General features: G+C 63.3%; 1 protein-coding gene. It reads right to left on the minus strand.

Going from position 1 to position 728, the window contains the following annotated elements:
* On the minus strand, positions 1–728 hold a 728-nt coding region (locus HV823_RS27520; protein ID WP_176952623.1), incomplete at both ends, for an NAD(P)/FAD-dependent oxidoreductase.

Here is a 728-nt window from a genome sequence, read left to right on the forward strand (position 1 = left end):
GCAGGGGCTCTGGCGGCAGCCGCGTCCGTCTGCCGATGCCGACCAGTCCGCACCGGCTCCACACATCGTCGCGGTCGAGGACAAGGCTTGCCATGATCTTCCCGGCGACCGGCGCCTGCGCAATGCCCGTGCCGTTGAAACCCATGGCATAGAAGATGTTCGGGTGGTCCCTGAGACGATCAAAAACCGGCATGTGCTGCGCCGTGCAGTCGATGGGTCCGGTCCAGTCATAGAGAACTGGCACGTCCTTGAGTTGCGGATAGACCCGATGCATTTCACGGATATTGTCCGCCCCCGCATCCCCGCTGCGGTTGAATCGATGGTCGATGCGGTCCCCAAAGGCAATGCCGCCGGTGCCGCGCCCGAAGATGACCTCGCCGCCTGGCGTTCGCTGATAATAGAGCACGTGATGCTGCGCATCGCAGATCGAGGCGCCATCGGTCCAGCCGATTTCGTCCAGAACATCAGATACAGGTGCGGTGGCGATGACCTGGCTGCTGACCACATAGAGATAGGGGTGCAGTTCGGGAATGGCCGACAGCCAGGCGTTTGCGGCAAGGATCACCTTGCAGGCAGACAGAACGCCCTTCGCCGTTCGCATTTGCGGCCTGTCGCCCGGCACGATTTCGAGAACCGGACTGTGCTCGTGAATGACGACGCCCCTGGAAAGGGCGAGCTGGCGCAGGCCGAGGGCGAGCTTTGCGGGCTGGACGGTCCCTGCCCTCTCC

This window comes from Mycoplana rhizolycopersici, assembly GCF_013378445.1.
Lineage (GTDB): Bacteria > Pseudomonadota > Alphaproteobacteria > Rhizobiales > Rhizobiaceae > Mycoplana > Mycoplana rhizolycopersici.